This window comes from Erwinia sp. S38 (assembly GCF_016624545.1).
GTDB lineage: Bacteria > Pseudomonadota > Gammaproteobacteria > Enterobacterales > Enterobacteriaceae > Erwinia > Erwinia coffeiphila.
Genome location: NZ_JACVTS010000007.1, coordinates 77484 through 98046, shown reverse-complemented (window position 1 = coordinate 98046; position 20563 = coordinate 77484). Strand labels below are relative to the sequence as shown.

At 54.9% G+C, this 20563-nt stretch carries 16 protein-coding genes; 8 read left to right on the top strand and 8 right to left on the bottom strand.

All coding sequences use genetic code 11. The annotated features are described in order from the left end of the window. The first annotated feature begins 151 nt into the window (after nt 1–151). The 3 genes from IBT46_RS10220 (at nt 152) to IBT46_RS10215 (ending at nt 1924) form a co-directional block, all read left to right on the top strand. Nucleotides 152–928 (top strand): DUF3750 domain-containing protein, encoded by a 777-nt coding sequence (locus IBT46_RS10220; RefSeq protein WP_105593352.1) that lies wholly within the window; start codon nt 152–154, stop codon nt 926–928. A 229-nt stretch (nt 929–1157) separates the two neighbouring features. Continuing rightward, on the top strand, nt 1158–1451 hold the full coding sequence (locus IBT46_RS27285) for a hypothetical protein (protein ID WP_234480066.1): 294 nt from the start codon (nt 1158–1160) through the stop codon (nt 1449–1451). Then, entirely contained in the window at nt 1430–1924 is a 495-nt protein-coding gene (locus IBT46_RS10215) for an AlpA family transcriptional regulator (protein ID WP_200545588.1), read from the top strand. The genes IBT46_RS27285 and IBT46_RS10215 overlap by 22 nt, the downstream gene beginning before the upstream one ends. Nucleotides 1925–1959: 35 nt before the next feature. Here the strand turns inward: IBT46_RS10215 and denD are convergent, their stop codons facing one another. The 3 genes from denD to mgtE all read right to left on the bottom strand — a co-directional run bounded on the left by denD (nt 1960) and on the right by mgtE (nt 5967). Further along, nucleotides 1960–2937, bottom strand: a complete 978-nt coding sequence (denD, locus tag IBT46_RS10210; protein ID WP_200545587.1) for a D-erythronate dehydrogenase — start codon at nt 2935–2937, stop codon at nt 1960–1962. A 17-nt stretch (nt 2938–2954) separates the two neighbouring features. Next, a complete protein-coding gene (locus IBT46_RS10205; protein WP_200545586.1) occupies nt 2955–4274 on the bottom strand; it encodes an MFS transporter in 1320 nt (439 codons plus the stop codon). A gap of 259 nt (nt 4275–4533) precedes the next feature. Further along, complete coding sequence (mgtE, locus tag IBT46_RS10200) at nt 4534–5967, bottom strand: magnesium transporter (RefSeq protein ID WP_200545585.1); 1434 nt, start codon at nt 5965–5967, stop codon at nt 4534–4536. A gap of 603 nt (nt 5968–6570) precedes the next feature. Between mgtE and IBT46_RS10195 the strand changes: the two genes are divergently transcribed. After that, on the top strand, nt 6571–8802 hold the full coding sequence (locus IBT46_RS10195) for an EAL domain-containing protein (RefSeq protein WP_200545584.1): 2232 nt from the start codon (nt 6571–6573) through the stop codon (nt 8800–8802). Here the strand turns inward: IBT46_RS10195 and tehB are convergent, their stop codons facing one another. The 3 genes from tehB to ppk1 all read right to left on the bottom strand — a co-directional run bounded on the left by tehB (nt 8803) and on the right by ppk1 (nt 13075). Further along, nucleotides 8803–9408, bottom strand: a complete 606-nt coding sequence (gene tehB / locus IBT46_RS10190; protein WP_200545583.1) for a tellurite resistance methyltransferase TehB — start codon at nt 9406–9408, stop codon at nt 8803–8805. Between the two features lie 70 nt (nt 9409–9478). After that, nucleotides 9479–11005 carry an exopolyphosphatase gene (ppx, locus tag IBT46_RS10185; RefSeq protein WP_105593246.1) on the bottom strand — a complete coding sequence of 509 codons (1527 nt, stop codon included), beginning with the start codon at nt 11003–11005 and terminating at the stop codon, nt 9479–9481. Nucleotides 11006–11014: 9 nt separating this feature from the next. Further along, nucleotides 11015–13075: a polyphosphate kinase 1 gene (gene ppk1, locus IBT46_RS10180; protein WP_200545582.1), complete on the bottom strand. Its 2061-nt coding sequence runs from the start codon at nt 13073–13075 to the stop codon at nt 11015–11017. A 211-nt stretch (nt 13076–13286) separates the two neighbouring features. On the opposite strand from ppk1, the gene IBT46_RS10175 reads away from it, so the two are divergent. The 3 genes from IBT46_RS10175 to pstB are packed head-to-tail and all read left to right on the top strand — an operon-like array spanning nt 13287 to nt 17938. Next, nucleotides 13287–15503: an ABC transporter permease subunit gene (locus IBT46_RS10175; protein WP_234480065.1), complete on the top strand. Its 2217-nt coding sequence runs from the start codon at nt 13287–13289 to the stop codon at nt 15501–15503. Next, complete coding sequence (gene pstA / locus IBT46_RS10170) at nt 15503–17149, top strand: phosphate ABC transporter permease PstA (RefSeq protein ID WP_200545680.1); 1647 nt, start codon at nt 15503–15505, stop codon at nt 17147–17149. The genes IBT46_RS10175 and pstA overlap by 1 nt, the downstream gene beginning before the upstream one ends. A gap of 12 nt (nt 17150–17161) precedes the next feature. After that, on the top strand, nt 17162–17938 hold the full coding sequence (gene pstB, locus IBT46_RS10165; RefSeq protein WP_105593248.1) for a phosphate ABC transporter ATP-binding protein PstB: 777 nt from the start codon (nt 17162–17164) through the stop codon (nt 17936–17938). 34 nt (nt 17939–17972) lie between these two features. Here the strand turns inward: pstB and purN are convergent, their stop codons facing one another. Together purN and purM are read right to left on the bottom strand one after the other, a co-directional pair. Beyond that, entirely contained in the window at nt 17973–18611 is a 639-nt protein-coding gene (gene purN, locus IBT46_RS10160; RefSeq protein ID WP_200545581.1) for a phosphoribosylglycinamide formyltransferase, read from the bottom strand. Then, on the bottom strand, nt 18608–19648 hold the full coding sequence (purM, locus tag IBT46_RS10155) for a phosphoribosylformylglycinamidine cyclo-ligase (protein ID WP_200545580.1): 1041 nt from the start codon (nt 19646–19648) through the stop codon (nt 18608–18610). The genes purN and purM overlap by 4 nt, the downstream gene beginning before the upstream one ends. A gap of 248 nt (nt 19649–19896) precedes the next feature. Between purM and upp the strand changes: the two genes are divergently transcribed. After that, nucleotides 19897–20523, top strand: coding sequence for a uracil phosphoribosyltransferase (upp, locus tag IBT46_RS10150; protein ID WP_200545579.1), 627 nt, complete (start codon nt 19897–19899; stop codon nt 20521–20523). Nucleotides 20524–20563 lie beyond the last annotated feature (40 nt).

Below are 20563 nucleotides of genomic sequence, written 5' to 3'. Positions count from 1 at the left end.
CATCAATCTGCAAACGTTCAGTACCACCTCCTGCTTATTTCCGATTCTGGGCCATGTGTTCGCACGTCTGAAAACAGGCCTGAATGGCAGGGTATGTGAAATTTTGTGCGCGGTATTCACCCTGAACTATGAACTAATAAAGGAGCCGGCCATGCTGCCATTGAAAGCGCTGAGCCTGATTATTCTCTGCATTATGCTGCTATCGCTGGGTATCAGCCTGGCACAGGCAACCCATCACGCGGAGTCAGCCGGTCAGGGCTGGTGGTCGGCCCGGCGTGATTCCTCAGGGATGGCACCCGATCCGGCCCGGTTGGCAAATCTGGCGATTGTGCAGGTGTATGTTGCACCCACCTATGGCTGGAAAGGCAAGGTGGCCGTGCATCCCTGGATTATTTTTAAGCGTGCGGGTGAAACTCATTTTAGCCGCTATGAAGTGATTGGCTGGGGCAACGGCGACAAAGTGCGGCTGAATGCTAACCCACCGGATGGATACTGGTACGGCGCGAAGCCACGTCTGCTGGTAGAGCATCGAGGGCCTGCGGCAGAGGCAATGATCCCGAAAATTCAGGCGGCGATTGCTTCTTATCCGTGGCCGCAGACTTATCACGCCTGGCCCGGGCCTAACAGTAACACCTTCCTTGCTCATATCGGGCGGGAAGTGCCAGATTTACAGCTTGATATGCCGGCAAACGCAGTGGGAAAAGATTTTCGCTCCCTGCTTAATCCGATAGGGTTGCCGCCTTCCGGACGTGGGCTGCAGGTGTCTTTGCTTGGCCTTGCCGGCGTTACGCTGGGAGCCGAAGAGGGGATTGAAATCAATATTCTGGGACTGAATCTGGGACTGGAGTTTGCCCCGCTGCGCCCGCGTCTGCCTTTTATCGGCGGGATTGGTGGCGAGAATCTGCAAAGCGATCGTCTGCAAAACTAGCCGTCCTGTTCTCACCGTTAATCTCCCGTTTGCTGTGGCTGGTTACAATTTGCGAGCTGGCCCGCAACATCATTCTCATCAGTGTAAATTCACCTTTCTTTTTACGGCAGCCCTCCAGCAGTTGCTTGTTCACACTGGTTCTTTCAATTCAGTCCTGGCAAAGTAGGGGAAAGAATAATCAGGTTGTCACTTGACAACTTTGATGCCTGAATGCACTATGGAGGAACAGATGGAACGACATTGCCATGCCATAAAAGAAATTGAAGCCGTACTCCGGTATGCAGAAGAGCAGGGCTGGCGTGTGGTAAGCAAAGGCGGACATGCATGGGGAAAAATGTACTGTCCGTGGAACAGCGTTGCCAGTCGATGTGGGGAATTTTGCATTTCCTGCATATGGAGTACGCCTAGGAATGCCGTTAATCATGCCCGACAGCTCCGGCGAGTCGTTGAGCACTGCACATTTCGTCAGCAATATGAGGCACAGTCAGGAAGAGGAACACCATGGAATACACATTTACATTGAAGTATCAGCTATCAGAGACAGTAAGCGACACGGATGAGCTGGTTGAAAAACTGGCACAGGCAGGCTGTGATGATGCGCTGATTGGGTTGGGGATACCGGGGCGTATCGCACTGGAATTTATCCGTGAGTCAGATTCTGCACAGCAGGCCATTTACAGCGCAATGCAGCAAATTTCTGCCGTGTTATCCGATGCGGTGCTGTTTGAAGTTTCACCGGATTATGTCGGATTGACCGATGTGGCCGATCTTATCGGCGTCTCCCGGCAGAATATGCGCAAGCTGATGCTGGCACATCATCTGACTTTTCCCGCTCCGGTCCATGAAGGCTCAACGGCTTTCTGGCATCTTGCAGATGTATTGTCCTGGCTGGAAGGGCGGGGAAGCTATCGTTTACCTGCGGGAGTACAGGAAGCCGCTCTGGTGGCGTTAAGTATCAATTTGCTCAATCAGAAGCGGCGTTACCGACAAGAGTAGGTCAGCGGAGCCGGCCAACACCGGCCCTGGTGACATCATGCAGTGGCTTCTTTCTCTGCAAGATATTCTCTGACCATTTCGTCAAATGAGGCATTGGCTTCAAAGCCGAGACGGCGGGCGTAATCGGCATGGAAATCACCGGGCCAGGAGTTAACGATATTAATAATCGCCTGGTCTGGCTGATAGCTGATGCGGGCAACAACGTCATCACCGGCAATTTTGCGCAGTGACCCAATCATTGTTTCTACGGTTACCGACAGGCCGCACAGATTGATGACGCGCCCCTGGTCCAGTTTCTCGCTATCAAGCTCATGGCCGCGGATGAGTGCTGCAACGGCTTTGTCCGGTGACATCAGCCACAGGCGGGTATCGGTGCTGACCGGGCAGTTTGCCGCTTCGCCGTTTAGCGGCTCACGGATAATACCGCTGGCAAAGCTGGATGCGGCAGCGTTCGGTTTGCCGGGGCGAACGACGATTGTTGGCATACGCAGACTACGGCCATCCAGGAACCCGCGGCGGCTGTAGTCTGACAGCAGCAGGTCGTTCATTGCTTTCTGCGTGCCGTAGGAGCTTTGCGGCATCCACACCTGCTCATCCGGTACTTTATCCGGCAGTTTTCCGCCGAACACCGCCACCGAACTGGTGGTGACTAAGCGAATTCGCTGCGGTAATGCGCGCAGGCGCTCCATGATCTGGCGTGCAGCGTCGACGTTGATTTTCATACCGAGGTCGAAGTCCTGTTCTGCCTGGCCGGAAACAATGGCTGCCAGATGGAACACGCTGTCGGTTTGTTCGTTAATCAAATTAGCCAGTTCAACCGGGTTACTAATATCGCCGCAGACAACTTGCAGGCGCGGATCGTCAATACCTGCCAGCGGCGCGATATCGAAAGCGGTAATTTTTGTGATGTTCTGCATCTGGCCCTGGCGGTTAAGCAGTGAACCTTTAGCCAGCAGCGCTTTAACCAGTTTTTTTCCCAGGAATCCGGCGGCTCCGGTGATGACGATATTCATAGTTTTCCTCGTTAGAATTAGCGGTTAACAACACGGCCGGGGATCAGGAAGATCGCAGCAGCACCAACAAAAAGCGTGCAGGAAATGATCAACATACCGGCCAGGGTCGAATGAGTCAGATCGCTCAGGAAGCCCATCAGGTAAGGGGCGACAAAACCTGCCAGGTTACCGAAGGAGTTAATCAGGGCGATACCTACGGCGGCCATGGTGCCGCCGAGGAAGGCAGTAGGCAGGCTCCAGAACAGCGGCAGCGTACTCAGCCCACCGGCCGCACCCAGAGTCAGGCCAAACATCGCAATCCACAGGTTGTCGGCATAGAGGGCTGAAATAACCATGCCGACGCCGCTCATGATGGCAATGACGGCCAGGTGCCAACGGCGTTCACGGTGTTTATCTGCGCTGCGTGAGGCGACAATCATGGTGACAATGGCTGCGGCGTAGGGAATAGCCGTCAGCATGCCAACCGTGAAGACATCTTCAACCCCGGCGTTGCGAACCAGCGTTGGCAACCAGAAGCTGACGGTGTAGAAACCAGCGATCAGGCAGAAGTAGATCAGGGTCAGCAGCCACAGTTTGCCGTTGCGCAGTACCGCACCAAGGCTTGCCTGCTCATGTGGTGAATCCTCTACGGCATCCTCCTGTACGCGGGCATTCATTATTGCTTTCTCTTCGGCGCTGAGCCATTTGGCGTCGTTGATGCGATCGGGCAGCATTTTTAATACCAGCAGGCCAACCAGCAGTGATGGCGTCCCCTGCAGGATAAACAGCCACTTCCAGCCGGCAAGCCCATGCATATTATGGAAATGATCCATAATCCAGCCTGAGATTGGGCCACCCAGCAGACCAGAGAGTGGGACGGCAGCGGCGAACAGTGCAAACATCTTTCCGCGACGGTAGGACGGGAACCAGAACGAGAGATACAGGATCACCCCGGGATAGAAGCCTGATTCAGTCAGGCCAAGCATAAAGCGCACGGCATAAAACTGGAATGGCGTAGTGACCAGCGCGGTCAGCGGGGCAATAACCGCCCAGCATGCCAGTAGTGCAGCCAGCAAACGGCGTGCGCCAAAGCGCTGAAGAACAATATTGCTGGGTACCTGGAAAAAGAAGAAGCCGATAAAGAAGATACCTGCACCTAATCCATATACCGTTTCTGAAAATGCCAGATCGCTCGACATTTGCAGCTTGGCAATACCGACGTTAATACGATCGAGATAGGCGAAGATGTAGCTGATCATCAGTATTGGGAGGATACGCCAAACCGCTCGCTTCCATGCATTTTCCTCCCGATCGCTGATATGGCTGCTGAGCGGCGGTGCCGATGTTTGCATATTCATAATTCATCCTTCGTGTAGGGAAGAGTCAGAGGAAAATCCGTTCTTCGGGTAGTGAAACGACGATCCTGCAACTCCGGTTCAGTTTTCGTCCGGCGACTGGGAACGTTAATAATGGTGAAGCTTTGTTATTTTTTGTTAGATTAGCGGTGAAGGAGAATTTGATCTGCGTGATAAGTCACATTACAGACCATTAATTATCATTTTATAACAGTTTTAAGATGAGAAACGGTGGTTCCCCGGATGACATCCGGGGGAAGGCTTAGTGAAGAAGGAAGAGAGTGGCGAGTCCGAGGAAGATAAAAAAGCCGCCGGTATCAGTTAGTGCGGTAATCATGACGCTGGAACCCACGGCGGGGTCGCGTTTGAATTTAGTCATCAGCAGCGGTATCAGCACACCCATTAGCGCTGCGAGCAACAGGTTCAGCACCATCGCCAGCATCATCACACCACCCAGCGCAGCATTACCGTACATGGCCCAGGTTACGCCGCCCATAATTCCCCCCCAGAACACACCGTTTATCAGCGCAACGCCGAGTTCACGTGCAATCAGGAAAGAGAAGTTACCCGGTTCGACCTGATGCAGCGCCAGAGCGCGAACAATCATGGTAATCGTCTGGTTGCCGGTGTTGCCGCCAATTCCGGCCACGATAGGCATCAGTGTTGCCAGCGCGACCAGTTGAGAGATGGTGTCCTCAAACAGGCCAATTACCCGCGAGGCGATAAATGCAGTACAGAGATTGATCGCCAGCCAGGTCCAGCGAGTGCGAACCGCTTTTCTGACCGGTGCAAAAACATCTTCATCCGGGTTCACACCGCCCATTTTACGGATATTGCTGTCGTTCTCGTCATTGACCAGATCAATCACATCTTCAACGGTAACACGGCCGATAAGTTTGCCTTTGGCATCAATAACGGCAGCGGAAATCAGGTCATAGCGTTCAAATGAGCCCGCCGCATCTTCGGCTTTATCGTCGATAAGAAAGGTAGTCGGACTGTCGTTCATCACCTGCAGGACTTTTTTATCCGGCGTATTCAGCAGAATTTCCGTTAGCGGCAGTTCGCCCAACAGGGTGTTATTTTTGTCGGTAACAAAAATCTTATCGGTACCTGCAGGAATAATTTTTCTGCGCCGCAAAAAACGCTGTACGGTGGCAAGGGTGACATCGGAACGTACCGTCACCAGATTAAAGTCCATGATGCGGCCGACCCGGTCGCGGTCAAAATGCATCACGTCCAGCACGCGGGAGCGCAGATTTGGCGCCAGAGAGGTCAGCAGGCGTCCGGTTAAATCACGGGAGAGATATCGTGCCAGATAAGCCTGTTCGTCGATATCAAGCGGTTCGATGGCGCGCAGCAGATCGCGGTCGCTCATCTCTTCAATCAAACTTTCCCAGACGCTTTCGGAAACTTCTACCAGCACCTGACCGCGACGGTCATTACCAATGAGGCTCCACAGCGCCAGACGTTCTTCTCCCGGCAGAGCTTCCAGCAGGTCGGCAATATCCGCGGCATGGAGCAGAGGGAGGGTTTGCTTGATTTCGTCAATCTGTTCGCGGTGGGCTTCGGCTTCGGCCGCTGACTCTTGCAGCGGATGCCCCAACAGCGTATCAACCAGATCTTTATCGTTAAGCAGCAGGTTCAGAAGGCGGCCACGAATTTCAGCCAGTTGTTGAACATGGGAGAGGGCTGACATACAACGTCCTTTAATCTGGCGATGAACAGGCAATGTGAGGTTATAGCTTAGTCGATTAAAGCCACTGAAGAAGCGGCAGACGCAAACGACGGCCCGCTATGCAGTCCACTCGGATACGCTAGTTATCTTTAACGGCGCTGACGGACGTAGCAGGAGCGGCTTTTTTTTGTTTATGATGTTCAATCGCACCGGGCACCACGTAAATCAGCCTGCCTAACAAAATGATAAAGCTGACGAACAGAATGATACGGGTTATGGTTCCGGTTTTTTGACGTTTTCGAAATGACATAGCGCTATTCACGCACTTTAATCCAGTAAGACCCTGACGGGCGATGATTAATTTAGACACAGCAGGGCTGTCAGGTCAATGGCTGCGGGCGCTGTGTTTCAATCAGTTGGCAAGATTTTTGTATATTGAAAAATGAGCTCAACGGCAGAATCAACTACGGTCGAGGGGAATTATAGTAAGATTGACAGTAATCAACCTGTGGTCATGTTTTCAACATATAATAGCATCAGGACATTATTACTTATTATCATCCTGTCTTATTGTTATCGAAACTTTTAAAACCTGCGCAGCACGTTAAAAAGCACATTACAAAAATGAAGAAATCCGTTTTTCTGAAAAAGTTTTCTGCCCGATTTTGGGGCCTGCCTTTGCTGTTGTCGCTGGTTACGCTGCCGCTGGCATCCGCTCTTTCAGTGCGGCTATGGCTTCCGGAAGGTTATGTTTACCTAATCTATCTTCCTCTGGCGTTGATGATTGCGCTACTGATGGTGTTTAACTGGGCTGCGCTGCCAGGCATCGCGATTGCACTCTGCTGGCATTATTTCCATCGCTATACGCCCATTCAGGCGGTCACCATCATTTCAGTTTTTCTGATCACGCTGTCGATGTGCTGGGGAGGATACAGCCTGCAGTCGAATCGCCGCTGGCGGGCGGGTATCGGTGAGCTGCGTACCGTAGCCGTCAGGCTGTTCTGGCTGGCCTTTGCTATGCCAACGCTGTTTATCGTGCTGATGCAAATTGTGACGCCGATGAATATTCTGCCTCTGAGTAACTCGATTTTCTCCAGCGATCCGTTCTCGATACATACCCTGCTTAACTATCAGTCCGCCATGCTGGCCCTGCTGGCGAGCGCGCAGCTGTTTTATTTTGCGCTGCGGATAGTCCGTAATCCCCGTTTCTTTTACACGCTGCGGCGGCGCTGCCGTAATCAGTTTGCGTCCGGCGTAACGTTCAGGGAGTGGATGCTGTGGCTGAGTCTGGTGCTGTTTCTGCTGCTGATGCTCACTCAGTTTCACACTACGCAGGAAAACCTGTTAACGACCGACTACGGTATTCCTCTGCTGCTGCCGTTGATGCTCTGGGCCGCGACGCGTTTTGGCTATCTGTTTACTTCGTTGAGCTGGGGTATTCTGCTTATCGTGCTCTATCAGCTGCGTGACCGCTACCTCAGCCCGACAACTGAGGGATATCATCTGGCGGTTATATCGGCGAATTTGCTGGTTTTCACACTGACAATTTTGCTGATGTCCGCTATCAGTACCCGACAGCGGCGGCTGCTGGATAAAGCGCGGCGCATGGCGATAACCGATCCCGTTATCGGGCTGCCCAATGTGCGTGCGTTGAGCCAGGCATTGACCAGTAATACCGGGGCCGTGCTCTGTTTTCTGCGGATACCCGACCTTGACCGCCTGAGTCGCACCTATGGTTTACAGTTGCGTATTCAATATAAGCGCAGCCTCGCCGCGCATCTTAAACCCTGGCTGCTGCCATCGGAAAACGTCTATCAGCTTCCCGGATTTGACCTTGCGCTGCGCCTGGAGCATTCCGCTAATCTGGCGCGTATCGAAAGCCTGGAAGCGCGACTGAAAGATTATCATCTTAGCTGGGATGGTCTGCCGATCCATCCTGACGTAGGTATCAGCTACTGTAGCGTGATGCCGCCGGTGAATTATCTCTATGAGCTGCTCGGAGAAATGAGTGCAATGGCGGAGATTGCCCTGCACAGCGGCCACGCGGAAAACCTGCAGCAAAAGGATAAGGTACCGGTACAGCGCCAGCTGACTGAAAAGCTGGCGATGCTGCAAGATATTCAGCTGGCGATGCAGAACGGTGGCTTCTATCTGATGACGCAGAAGATCCACGGCATGCGCGGCGATGATTATCATGAAATCCTGCTGCGGATGGTGAATTCGCAGGGGGAACACATCAAACCCGCCCAGTTTATCCCGGTTGTGCAGGAGTTTGGCCTGACGTGGGAGGTCGATCAGCTGGTGTTGGATCAGGTGCTGGCATTTATCGATCGCCATCGTGAACAGCTCCCGGGGATTCGTTTTGCGGTAAATCTGTTTGCCGCAACGCTGTGTCGGCCTCAGCTGGCGGCAGAAATCGCGGCCCGCCTGAAGGCAAGCAATATTGAACCCTGGCAGCTGATCATTGAAGTTGCCGAGTCGCCGATGCTGAGTGATTACAGCTGGGGAAATCGTACGATCTCTCAACTCCGCCAGCTGGGATGCCGGGTGGCGATCGATGATTTTGGTACGGGCTATGCCAGCTACTCACGCCTGAAGCAGGTGCAGGTGGATATGCTGAAAATTGACGGCAGCTTTGTACGCAATATGCTGCAAAGCAGCCTGGATTATCAGATTATTGAGTCAATTTGTGTGGTAGCACGCCTGAAGCGTATGCAGATCGTCGCCGAATATGTTGAGACGCAAGAAGTCGCCATGGCGCTGCGTAAGCTGGGTGTGGATTATTTACAGGGGTTTGTTATCGGCATACCGGAGCCGCTGGCCAATCTGGTCGCGGCTCCTGAAGAAGTGCGGTAATCAGTCTTTTACGCTTGCTTTCTGCGCCAGGATGGTGGCAAAACGCAGCGAAATACGCTGACCGTTTTCGTCGGTTTTGTGCAGCTGACCCACGTTTTCGTTGTACTTGATGATGTGCCATTTACGGTAGTAATTGCTCAGCTCACCCGATTTAAAGGCGAACGGAAAACCGAGGGTGCAGGGATAATCAGGGGTATCCATAGCGGCGACGATCAGATTAAAACCCTCTCTGGCCGTGCTCGCCTGCATATCGGCAATCAGCTGCGGAATGGTTTCCGGCTGTAGAAACATCATCACCACCGTCGACAGTACCATGTTATAGGAACCGTTAAAGCGCAGGGCGTTGAGGTCGTGCTCTGCGGTGTGAATACCGGTCAGATTTTCAGCGGCGATAATCTCATTCAGCCGCGCCAGACTGACGGGGTTTTTATCCCACGCCGTGACGTCAAAGCCATGATTGTTCAGATAAAGGCTGTTGCGGCCGTTACCGCAGCCAACATCCAGCGCGGTTCCGCCTGCAAGATAGGGAAGTGCGGCGACGATTTCTGAATGGGGGGCGGTGAGCTGGTACTTTTCCGTAAAGAAACTATCGGGTCTTATCATCATGTTGCTTCTTGAATCCGTAAAAAAGGGGTTCAGGCCAGCCTGAACCCCACATGAGCATTAACCAACTACGTTATTGCTCTTCCTGTATCGTCAGCTGCCAGCCGGTTACGTCGTTCCAGTAACTTTGCTCGCGCTCCAGATCCAGCTGAACCAGGTTGTTCTGGCTGAAATAATCGCGCGGGAACGTCAGCGTCCAGTGACCGTCGTCGGTCTGCAATTGCAAGTCGCTGGGACGGGTGGTGGCCTGGCGCTGATTGTTCAGCAGCGTTCCCAGGCGCAGCAGGAATACCAGCGGCAGGAACTGCTTGCGTTTGAACAGCGTCAGTCGTGGCATTTCGTCCACTTTAACCGCTTTGCGGTGGAAGCGTACCAGCGTTGCCAGCAGCGATTGTTGATCCTGGTTAAACCCGGGCATATTGGTATTTTGCAATATGTACGCTGAATGGCGATGCATGCCGCTGTGGTTAATGGTCAGTCCCACTTCATGCAGCATTGCAGCCCACTTCAGTAGCGCAGCCAGCTGTGGATTTTCCAGTTTGGGATTCTGCTCGCGCCACTGCTCGAACAGCTGTTCCGTGGTTTCCAGCACCCGGCGGGCCTGATCGCTGTCGATAGCGTAGTGGTTGGCCAGACTCTGCGCCGTGCGGCTGCGAATATCCTGATGGCGGAAGCGGCCTTCCATCTCATACAGTACGCCTTCACGCAGCGCACCGTCAGAAAGCCGCAGCTCGCGGATCGCCAGCGCATCAAATACGCCGCAGAGGATCGCCAGGCCGGGAACAAAGACCCCTTTACGCTCCTCTGACAGCCCCGGCAGGCTAAGGGCATCGAATGATTTGTGCTTGATGACCTCGTCATACAGCTTTTCCAGCCGCTCAGGAGTGATCAGCTTGTCTTTCTCGCCCATCGCGACCAGCACTTCGCAGGCGGCTTTGATGGTGCCTGAAGCGCCCAGTGCATACTGCCAGCCCATCAGGCGATACTGCCAGGCCAGGGTTTCCAGCTTCTGCGCCGCCGCCAGCCGTGCGCGGCGGAAGGCTTCTTTACTGATGGTGCCACCGGGGAAGTAGAGATTCGCAAAGCTGACGCAGCCCATGCGGCGGCTCTCAACCAGCTTTGGCTCAAAGTCTTCGCCGATCACCATCTCGGTCGATCCGCCGCCGATGTCGATCACCAGCTTGCGGCCTTTTTCCGGCTGGGTGTGCTCCACGCCCATAAAGATCAGGCGCGCTTCTTCATGGCCCGAAATCACTTCAATCGGGTAGGGGATCACTTCCGCAGCACGCTGCAGAAAATCCTCGGCATTCACCGCCTGACGGAGAGTATGCGTTCCAACAATGGTTACGTTGCTTGGGCTGAACCCCTGCAAACGTTCTGCAAACAGCGCCAGGCAGCTCAGGCCGCGCTGGATCGCTTCTTCACTCAGTACATTATTACTGTCCAGGCCATCGGCCAAATGGACCCGCTGTTTCAGGCGACCCAGAACCTGCATGGCACCGTCCACTACGCGGGCAATCACCATGTGAAAACTGTTAGAACCGAGGTCGATAGCGGCAAGTTCCTGCGGTTTAGGCGTACTTTTATGGGATATTGGCATAGTTGTGTGTCAGTCAGGTTGCTCAAGAGATTTAATATAATCGTAAATAGCCAGCTGCGCGCGAACCTTGCGGCGGTTGCCGCGTGGCACATAGCGATTGCTCAGTTCTTTATCGACATAACGGGCCTTCAACGTATCACTTAACAGAATGGCAATAATATCCAGCACACGCTGTTTCAGAATAGGATCAAGAATGGAGACGGCCACTTCAATACGGTAGTCAATATTTCGCGTCATCCAGTCAGCGGAGGAGAGGAAGACCTTTTTATCGCCGCCGTTATCAAAAATATAGACGCGATCGTGTTCCAGATAACGGTCAACGATACTGATCACGCGAATATTTTCGCTGATACCTTCCAGATCCGGGATTAGCGAGCACATTCCGCGCACCAGCAGATTTACCTTCACCCCAACGCTAGACGCCGTATACAGGCGATCGACCAGGCCTTTATCCACCAGGTTGTTAATCTTCAGGGTGATACCCGCCTGAATACCGTTCTGCGCGTTGGCGATTTCCGCATCAATCAGCTGATAGAGCATTTTGCGCGAGTTCTGCGGCGACACCATCAGATGTTCAAAACTGACCGGGCGATATGGGTTTTCAATAAAGTTAAAGACCCGTCGCACCTCATTGGTGATGCGTGCATCAGCGGTCAGCAGCGAGTAGTCGGTATAAATACGGGCGGTTTTTTCGTTAAAGTTACCGGTACCGATATGGGCGTAGCGAACGATTTCACCGTTTTCCCGGCGGGAAATCAGGAACAGCTTGGCGTGGATCTTCAGACCCGGCGCGGAGAAGATAACGTGTACGCCGGCTTCGGTCAGGCGCTTGGCCCAGTGGATGTTGGCCTCTTCATCGAAGCGGGCCTGCAATTCGACCACCACCGTAACTTTCTTACCGTTGTAAGCCGCATGGATCATCGCATCCATAATGCGTGAGTGCTTGGCTACCCGGTAGATGTTGATCTTGATGGCTAAAACCGACGGGTCAAACGAGGCCTGGCGCAGCAGCTCCAGTACGTGCTCAAAGGTGTGGTACGGATAGTAGAGCAGTACATCGCGATTGCGAATGGCATCAAAGCCGTTGCGGAAGCGGTCAAACCAGATATGGCGCAGCTGCGGCAGCGGTTTATTGACCAGGTTTGCTTTGCCGACGTTAGGGAAGCCGATAAAGTCCTTGAAGTTATGATAGCGGCCGCCGGGAACGATCGAATCATAGTTGGAGATGTTCAGCTTTTTACGCAGCAGTTCGACCATCGCATCGGGCATGTCGCGCTGGTAAACAAAGCGCACCGGTTCTGCGGTCAGGCGCTGCTTCAGGCTGGAAGACATCAGCTCCAGCAGGCTGGACTCCATCTCGTTGACCAGGTCATATTCCGCATCACGGGTCATCTTCATCGAGTAAGCGTTCAGCGCATCGTAATCGAAGAAGCCACGGAAGATATCACCCAGGCAATAGCGCAGGATGTTATCAAGTAGAATCATTGGCTTACGGCGGCGAGGCGTTTCCGGCGGCAGATTGACGAAGCGCGGTACTTTATCGGACGGAATCTCCAGCAGGGCGTAGCGGATCTCTTCGCCGCGAATGATTTCCACCGCCAGGTAGGTGTAATCATCCTTGAGGAACTCAATCAGATCGGTGTCTTCATTGATCAGGATCGGGGTGATGTGCTGGCGCAGATGGTGTTTGAAGTAGTGTCGCAGCCAGGTTTGCTGATTAGGGGAAAGCTGGCGTTCGTTAATCAGGAAGATCTGATTACGCGCCATCTCCAGCAGCAGGTCGTTGTAGAGACTATCGAATTCCTGGTCGGCCTTCAGAACGCGTGCCTGAATTTTTTTCAGCAAATGTCGTGGCGTGCTGGGAGACCCCTGTTCCTCACCGATTAGAATGCGACGTTTTAAATCGGCAAAGCGGACTTTATAGAATTCTTCCAGGTTATTGGAATAGATACCCAGAAAACGCATGCGCTCAATCAGCGGGTTAGTTTTATCAGCAGCTTCCTGTAGCACACGTTCATTAAAGGACAGCCAGCTTAATTCTTTTTCTATGTAAAGCTTTTCCTGACCCATTTTTACTCCGTTCGGCTGATTCAGGATGAAGATATCCATTGTTCTGCAACATTATGGCGAGAGTATGGCAATAATGTCCAACGGCAGATGTATGACAGTTTTGTGACAAAGACGGTGAGGAACCCTTACTGCGGCAGGCATATGTCATTGTATCGCACTGTCTAATTGTCTTATTAACCGCATACGGGCAACATAGCGGCTTTACAGCAAAATGGAAAACAGACCAGGCATGATCGATAACCCGATTCCCGTACACGATAACGCCCGCAGCCGACGATTTGCCGATCGTTTGACCCGGCGCGTGGTGACCGCGTGCGGGGTAGCCATCCTTTTAGTGATGCTATTGCTGTTTTTCTGGCTTATTTGGGTGGTTATACCGTTATTTTCCGCGCCAGGCTTTCAGAATGTCGGCGAGATAAAACTGGATTCTCACAGTCAGTCGGTAGCGCTGGGGACGGATAAGGTTCAGCGCTGGGGCTGGCGTATTGATCAAGACGGTCGCGGCCAGTTTATTTCTCTGGAGGCGCAAAATGCGGCTCTGCCGCAGCCAACGTCGGATCAGCGCCCTCAGCTACAGTCTGAGCCGACGCTGCAACTTCAGCCACAGACGCTGCTGGCGGGGCCGGTTCGCGCCGCTTCCAGCGCGGATAACCTGACGACGCTGCTGCTGGATAACGGCGGCAATATGCTGCTGGTGCGCCCCGACTTCAGCCTGCCGCAGAAACCACAGTGGGCCTTCCCGCTGGGTGATATTCCTGTTGCCTCCGGTGATGCCGGGGCAGGGCAAATCAGCGTGGCGCAGAGTGCAGAGAATCGCTGGGTTGTTGCGCTGGCCGGGACCGATCGTATTACCCTGTGGCAACTCCAGCCGCAGCAGCCCGCACAAAACACAAATTTAACCATCAGCAATGTGAATCAGCTGCTGCTCTCACCCGACGGCGGACTGCTGTTTACCCTTTCCGGCTCGCAGCTGCGCGTCTGGACGCTGGGTGAGGGGGCTCCCACGCTGCGTGATGCGGTGACGCTGCCGAGACCGGCAAAATCGCTGGCTTTGCTCAGCGGCGGGAGTTCTCTGCTGGTCGCGGACGATCGGGGGATTTCGCAGTGGTTTGACATCGCCAGTGCCGATGGCCCACATCTGCGGCAGATTCGTGACTTCGACGGTGCCCGCTGGCAGCCGCTGCTGTTCGGCGAAGCTCATCGCCGCGTCTTCGCTACCCTCAGCCCACAGGGCGAGCTGAAGCTGTACGCCAGTAAACAGCAGGGCGCTATCCTGACCCGGCAGCTGTCGGCAGGAATTCAGCGCGCGCAGTTTTCACCGGAAGGTGACGGACTGCTGGTGGAGCGAGAAGGCAACTGGCAGCACTATCGTATGCAGAACCCGTGGCCGGATATCAGCTGGCGCAGCCTGTGGCAAAAGGTCTGGTATGAAAACTATCCTGAACCGGACTATGTCTGGCAGTCGACTTCGGCAAATGACTATTACCAGGGAAAATATAGCCTGGTGCCGATGGTGGTAGGAACGCTGAAAGCGGCGGCGCTGGCGATGCTGTTTGCCACCCCGCTGGCGCTGGCGGCGGCAATGTACACGGCGTGGTTTATGTCACCCCGGCTGCGTCGTTGGGTGAAACCGGCCATCGAAATGATGGGGGCGCTGCCCAGCGTGGTGATTGGACTGATTGCCGGACTGTGGCTGGCTCCAAGGCTGGGGGACAAACTGTCGGGAGTGATGCTACTGCCGCTGATGCTGGCTGCTGTGCTGCTGCTGTGCAGTTGGGGGCGGCAGAAACTGCCGCCGCGCTGGCGCAGGCGCTGGCTGACCGAAGGGCGCGAAGTGGTGGTTCTGCTGCCGCTGTTACTGCTGACCGGCCTTTTTTGCCTGTGGATTGTACCCATGGTGGAGCAGGCTATCTGGGGACAGGTGTGGGCCGATCGCCTCAGTTCGGGCTATCAACAACGTAATCTGCTGGTAGCCGGCGTGGCGATGGGCTTTGCGCTGGTGCCGCTGATCTTTACGCTGGCGGAAGATGCAATCTTTAGCGTTCCGGCCTCGCAGGGGCAGGGATCGCTGGCGCTGGGCGCAACACAGTGGCAAACCCTGACCCGGGTAGTGCTACCCGGGGCATCATCGGGTATTTTTGCCGCGCTGATGATCGGCTTTGGCCGGGCGCTGGGTGAAACGATGATTGTACTCATGGCTACCGGCAATACGCCGGTGACCGACGGCGGCCTGCTGCAGGGGCTGCGATCGCTGGCGGCAAATGTGGCCGTTGAAATGCCCGAGGCGGCGGCGGGCAGTGCGCATTACCGGATACTGTTCCTTTCTGCGCTGGTGCTGCTGGTGTTTACGCTGGTCGTGAATACGATTGCAGAAATAGTCAGACAAAGGCTCCGGCAGCGTTACAGTCAGCAGGAGGTACAGGGATGATGAATGCTGAACGTAACAACCATCGCTGGCGCTGGCTGACCGGCGGTGCCGTCGCCGTCAGCCTGCTGGTCTTTATGCTGCTGATAGCCCTGCTGGGCTGGCAGGGACTGCGCTATTTCTGGCCGCAGCCGGTGGAGCTGTTTACCATCAATACGCCGTCAGGACAGCAGCAGCTGCTGGGTGAAGTCGCCGGGCAGCAGCAGGTCTCACGGCAGCAGCTTGAAGCCAGCGGCCAGCCGCTGCCACCGGATCTTCCGGAGAGTGTCACCCGCTATCTGATTAAAACCGGCAATCGCGACTTCGCCGCACCGGATTTCCGTACCATTCTGTCAGCGGAGATCGTCAACCGCACCACTCCAGGCCCGGTAATTGTGTTACAGCGCCTCAGCGGTGGAAATGCCTACGGCTGGTTTGATGGACTGCAGGAGGGCGGACAGACGCTGATGGCACGCGATCTCAACCAGACGCTGCAACAGCGCCTGGTTCAGGCTCGCCAGCATATTGCCGAAGCGGAAAAACTCCGCCGGGTATCGATGGCACGAGTGAATACCCAGCTGGAAGCGTTGGAAAAGCAGCGCAGTAAGCAGGTCGCCCGCAGGAATTTTGATGCCCAGGCACAGTCGGTGTATGAGGCAGACCGAGCGGAGCTACAGCGGCAGTTTGCGCGCTTCGCATCGCGCCTTTCTGCCCTGCATGTTGAAAGCAACAACACGGTATTGCTACTGCGCGATGCTGCCGGTGTTACCCAGCGTATCCCGCTTGGGCAGATTATTTCGGCCTGGCAGCCGAATACAATGAGTACCTGGCAGAAATGGCAGCACTTCGGCGACCAGCTGTGGCATTTTGTCAGCGACAGCAGCGGTGACGGGCAGCGAGACGGCGGGGTATTTCCGGCGATCTTTGGCACCATACTGATGGTGCTGCTGATGTCCGTGGTGGTCATGCCGCTGGGGGTGATCGCGGCAATCTGGCTGCATGAGTATGCCGGTCGCAATATGCTCACCCGCCTGGTACGTATCGCGGTGGTTAATCTGGCTGGCGTGCCGTCAATCGTTTACGGCGTGTTTGGTCTGGGCTTCTTTGTCTGGCTGATGGGGGGCAGCATCGATCGGTTATTCTTCGCCGGTACGCTGCCGAACCCGACCTTTGGTACGCCCGGCTTATTATGGGCCTCACTGACTCTGGCACTGCTGACGCTGCCGGTGGTGATCGTCGCCACCGAGGAAGGGCTGTCGCGTATTCCGCCCGCGCTGCGGCAGGGTTCGCTGGCGCTGGGGGCCACACAGGCCGAAACGCTGTGGCATGTCACGCTGCCGTTGGCGGTTCCGGCGATGCTGACCGGGCTAATCCTGGCCGTGGCGCGTGCCGCTGGCGAAACCGCGCCGTTAATGCTGGTCGGAGTGGTCAAAATGGTGCCTGAACTGCCGATTGATTCGCTGTTCCCCTATCTGCACCTTGACCGTAAGTTTATGCACCTTGGTTTTCAAATTTACGATCTGGCATTCCAGAGCCCCAACGCCGAGGCCGATCGCCCACTGGTGTTCGCCACGGCGCTGTTACTGGTATTGCTGATCCTGGGATTAAATCTGGTGGCGATGATCCTTCGCCATCGTCTGCGCGAGCGCTACCGTGCGCTGATGCACTAATACGGGATGGTTATGGCTGTCATATTTGAAGATGCGGAAACCGCGCTTGAGCTGGATAATCTGAGTTTGTGGTACGGGGCGAAACCGGCACTGAATAACATCAGTCTGCGGATACCGAAAAATCGCATTACCGCGCTGATCGGTCCGTCAGGCTGCGGCAAATCGACCCTGCTGCGCTGCTTTAACCGCATGAACGATCTGATCGACAACTGCCGGGTGGAAGGCGATATTCGTCTGCATCAGCAGTCGATCCTCGGCCCCGATCGCGATCTTTCCCAGCTGCGCCGCCGCGTTGGGATGGTGTTCCAACGCCCCAACCCTTTCCCCAAGACCATCTATGACAATGTGGTTTACGGCCTGCGCCTGCAGGGCATTCGCGATCGACGGGTGCTGGATGAAACGGTAGAGCGTGCGCTACGTGCTGCGGCGCTGTGGAGCGAGGTGAAGGATAATCTGTGGCAAAATGCGCTGACGCTTTCCAGCGGTCAGCAGCAGCGGCTGGTGATTGCCCGCGCGATTGCGATTGAACCGGAGATCCTGCTGCTGGATGAGCCAACGTCCGCGCTGGACCCGATTTCAACGTTGGTAATTGAAGAGCTGATGAGCACCCTGAAGCAGCACTTTACGCTGGTGCTGGTGACGCACAATATGCAGCAGGCCGCCCGCGTTTCAGACTATACCGCGTTTATGCATCAGGGGAGCGTAGTGGAATTTGGACTGACCGACGATCTGTTTACTGCGCCACGGCAGCGTAAGACCGAGGACTACATTACCGGTCGGTTCGGCTAAAAATAAGGGCGGAATATTTTCCGCCCTGTAGCAACTATTCGAACGCGTGCCCTTCGGCAGGCAGCAGCTGGTCATCCAGCCAGGCGCGATCCTCGCGCATTGCCAGCCGGCCTTCAATGAACCAGCTAACCACCAGCGGATAAATCGCGTGTTCCTGATGCTGAACGCGCGCGGTCACATCCGTTTCGGTGTCTTCACGGAATACCGGAACCTTCGCCTGTAAAATCACCGGACCGCCATCCAGCTCTTCCGTCACAAAATGCACGGAGGTGCCGTGCTCATCATCGCCGTTCTCGATAGCCTGGCGATGGGTGTGTAGCCCCGGGTATTTCGGCAGCAGGGAAGGGTGGATATTCAGCATGCGTCCGGTGTAGCGCTGCACGAACGCCGGGCTGAGAATGCGCATATAGCCAGCCAGTACCACCAGGTCAGGGGCATAAGCATCGATTTCCAGCATCAGCTGGCGGTCGAACGCTTCGCGGTCAGCAAATTGAGAAGCTGCCAGCGCATGGGCCGGAACGCCCGCTTCGCGCGCGCGCTCCAGGCCATAGGCATCGGCCTTGTTGCTGAATACGGCAGCCACGCTGCCGTTAATCCGCCCCTGCTGACAGGCATCCAGAATTGCCTGTAAATTGCTTCCATTCCCGGAAACCAGCACGACTATACGTTTCATGAATTGATGACCACACGCTCTTCAGAATCAGACGCTTTAATGGTACCAATTTTCCAGGCTTTTTCACCCGCATCGTTCATCAGCTGAACGGCTTTATCCGCTTCCGCCGCGCTCAGTGCGATCACCATGCCCACGCCACAGTTAAAGGTGCGGTACATTTCATGACGGCTGACGTTCCCGGCCTGCTGCATCCAGCCGAACACCGCTGGCCATTCCCAGCTTGACTCTTCAAGCACGGCCTGGGTGTTATCCGGCAGTACGCGCGGGATATTTTCCCAGAAGCCGCCGCCGGTCAGGTGGGCAATAGCGTGCACGTCAACCTGTTCGATCAGGCTGAGGATATTTTTCACGTAGATGCGGGTTGGTGCCAGCAGGTGGTCGGAAAGGGATTTGCCTTCCAGCTGGGTAGTTTCCGGGTCGGTTTTGCTGACTTCCAGAATTTTACGCACCAGCGAGTAGCCGTTAGAGTGCGGGCCGCTGGAACCCAGCGCGATCAGCACGTCACCGTCGGTCACTTTGCTGCCGTCGATAATTTCGGATTTTTCGACCACGCCGACGCAGAAGCCTGCCACGTCGTAATCTTCACCGTGATACATACCTGGCATTTCAGCGGTTTCACCGCCGACCAGCGCACAGCCAGACTGTGAACAGCCTTCTGCGATGCCGGTGATCACGCTGGCTGCGGTATCCACATCCAGTTTACCGGTTGCGTAGTAGTCGAGGAAAAACAGCGGCTCTGCGCCCTGTACCACCAGATCGTTAACGCACATGGCGACCAGATCGATACCGATCGTATCGTGGCGCTTCAGGTCCATCGCCAGACGCAGCTTGGTGCCAACGCCGTCAGTGCCGGAAACCAGAACAGGTTCACGGTATTTTTGCGGCAGCGCACAAAGGGCACCGAAACCGCCCAGTCCACCCATCACTTCAGGGCGGCGGGTTTTTTTCACTACGCCTTTGATACGGTCGACTAAAGCATTACCAGCATCGATATCTACGCCGGCGTCTTTATAGCTGAGAGAGGTTTTGTCGGTCACTGCGAAATCCCCACGCGTTTGCGGTTGGTGGTGTGGTGGTAAAAATAAAGCGCCGTAATTCTACCAGTGCAGGCAAACGTTTGCGAGTGCCATCTTATCCCGCATGACGGATAGCTGAATTTTAGCTAATCCTGACACCGATCGCCGAGATTAACTAAACTATTGCACGAAGTCATATGGCGCTGCGGATAAATGGCGCTATAATCTCGCGATTTTTTTTTGCTGCTTAACACTCCGGGAGTACAACAATGAAGATCGTGGAAGTCAAACACCCGCTGGTCAAACATAAACTGGGTCTGATGCGTGAGAACGACGTAAGCACCAAGCGTTTTCGTGAACTCGCGTCAGAAGTGGGAAGCCTGCTGACCTATGAAGCGACTGCCGATCTGGAAACCGAGACGGTGACCATCGAGGGCTGGAATGGTCCTGTGCAGATCGAACAGATCAAAGGTAAGAAGATTACCGTTGTGCCAATCCTCCGTGCCGGTCTGGGCATGATGGAAGGCGTGCTGGAGCACGTACCGAGCGCACGCATCAGCGTCGTCGGCGTGTACCGCGACGAAGAAACGCTGGAGCCAGTTCCGTATTTCCAGAAGCTGGTTTCAAACATTGAAGAACGCATGGCGCTGGTCGTTGACCCGATGCTGGCCACCGGTGGCTCAATAATCGCCACTATCGACCTGCTGAAAAAAGCCGGCTGTAACAGCATTAAGGTGCTGGTTCTGGTTGCGGCACCGGAAGGGATCGCCGCGCTGGAGAAAGCGCACCCGGATGTTGAACTCTATACTGCATCGGTGGATCAGGGGCTGAACGACAAGGGGTACATTATCCCTGGCCTCGGCGACGCTGGCGATAAGATCTTCGGTACTAAATAAATTATCAAGCCGACCGCAGAGTCGGCTTTTTTATGGCAAA

What these genes read in the sequence shown, in the direction of transcription:
- pstA (WP_200545680.1), top strand. Translation starts at nt 15,503, where the DNA reads ATGAATGCTGAACGTAACAACCATCGCTGGCGCTGGCTGACCGGCGGT.
- ppk1 (WP_200545582.1), bottom strand. Translation starts at nt 13,075, where the DNA reads ATGGGTCAGGAAAAGCTTTACATAGAAAAAGAATTAAGCTGGCTGTCC.
- IBT46_RS10205 (WP_200545586.1), bottom strand. Translation starts at nt 4,274, where the DNA reads ATGAATATGCAAACATCGGCACCGCCGCTCAGCAGCCATATCAGCGAT.
- ppx (WP_105593246.1), bottom strand. Translation starts at nt 11,005, where the DNA reads ATGCCAATATCCCATAAAAGTACGCCTAAACCGCAGGAACTTGCCGCT.
- IBT46_RS10195 (WP_200545584.1), top strand. Translation starts at nt 6,571, where the DNA reads ATGAAGAAATCCGTTTTTCTGAAAAAGTTTTCTGCCCGATTTTGGGGC.
- purN (WP_200545581.1), bottom strand. Translation starts at nt 18,611, where the DNA reads ATGAAACGTATAGTCGTGCTGGTTTCCGGGAATGGAAGCAATTTACAG.
- pstB (WP_105593248.1), top strand. Translation starts at nt 17,162, where the DNA reads ATGGCTGTCATATTTGAAGATGCGGAAACCGCGCTTGAGCTGGATAAT.
- IBT46_RS10175 (WP_234480065.1), top strand. Translation starts at nt 13,287, where the DNA reads ATGGAAAACAGACCAGGCATGATCGATAACCCGATTCCCGTACACGAT.
- upp (WP_200545579.1), top strand. Translation starts at nt 19,897, where the DNA reads ATGAAGATCGTGGAAGTCAAACACCCGCTGGTCAAACATAAACTGGGT.
- IBT46_RS27285 (WP_234480066.1), top strand. Translation starts at nt 1,158, where the DNA reads ATGGAACGACATTGCCATGCCATAAAAGAAATTGAAGCCGTACTCCGG.
- mgtE (WP_200545585.1), bottom strand. Translation starts at nt 5,967, where the DNA reads ATGTCAGCCCTCTCCCATGTTCAACAACTGGCTGAAATTCGTGGCCGC.
- denD (WP_200545587.1), bottom strand. Translation starts at nt 2,937, where the DNA reads ATGAATATCGTCATCACCGGAGCCGCCGGATTCCTGGGAAAAAAACTG.
- IBT46_RS10220 (WP_105593352.1), top strand. Translation starts at nt 152, where the DNA reads ATGCTGCCATTGAAAGCGCTGAGCCTGATTATTCTCTGCATTATGCTG.
- tehB (WP_200545583.1), bottom strand. Translation starts at nt 9,408, where the DNA reads ATGATGATAAGACCCGATAGTTTCTTTACGGAAAAGTACCAGCTCACC.
- IBT46_RS10215 (WP_200545588.1), top strand. Translation starts at nt 1,430, where the DNA reads ATGGAATACACATTTACATTGAAGTATCAGCTATCAGAGACAGTAAGC.